General features: G+C 30.7%; 1 protein-coding gene. It reads right to left on the bottom strand.

Annotated elements, in window-relative coordinates:
• Nucleotides 1-89 precede the first annotated feature (89 nt).
• Nucleotides 90-539 carry a hypothetical protein gene (locus HMPREF3179_RS06825; RefSeq protein ID WP_141742725.1) on the bottom strand — a complete coding sequence of 150 codons (450 nt, stop codon included), beginning with the start codon at nt 537-539 and terminating at the stop codon, nt 90-92.
• Nucleotides 540-687: the final 148 nt, after the last annotated feature.

Raw genomic sequence — 687 nt, forward strand, 5'->3', positions numbered from 1 at the left:
GTACTACCTTGGCTATCACTCACCTGCCCATAGCCCACACTGCCACTGGCTTCACAAAAACCGCTTATTAAGGACTACTAAATATTAATTTAACCAACACTTAAACTTAATTTTTTTACTTTACTTGAGATAAAAATCTCACTCGTAATTAAAAAAATTGAAGTATAAAAAACCATACTAAGTATTAGTAACTTTTCATGTTCAGAAAATTCAGTACCCTTGTAAAGGGGCTGTGATTTTATAAATAAATAATATCCATAAGTAAAAAAAACAGCAAAATTAATTAAAAAAGAAAGACATCGATGGTAATTGTGTTTATTTAATAAAAATCTAACCAGAGTTGCAATAATTAATGGTATCAGAAAAACCAAACTTGCAATTAAAGTCAAACCAACCCCTAAACTAAAAACATCCCATATTTCTATGACTTCATCTTCATTCAAAAAAACATTTACTAAGATTTGAATACAAAAGACTATTGCACTTACGAACAAAGCTTTTAACATACAAAAAAAATAAGTTTTAAAAGTTACTTTCATGGCAAACATCCCTGATTCTCGCCATAGCCAAGTAGTTTGCAACCATATTGAACCCTAGATTCGTAGTCCAATATCTTTACATCCGTGAGGACCTCAGAAGCCCATCTAAAAGCATCATAATCACTTAAATACTTCTCATGAATCGGTT

It is taken from the genome of Oligella sp. HMSC09E12, assembly GCF_001808505.1.
GTDB lineage: Bacteria > Pseudomonadota > Gammaproteobacteria > Burkholderiales > Burkholderiaceae_B > Oligella > Oligella urethralis.

Coding starts and splice junctions, on each gene's coding strand:
- HMPREF3179_RS06825 (WP_141742725.1), bottom strand. CDS start 539: ATGAAAGTAACTTTTAAAACTTATTTTTTTTGTATGTTAAAAGCTTTG.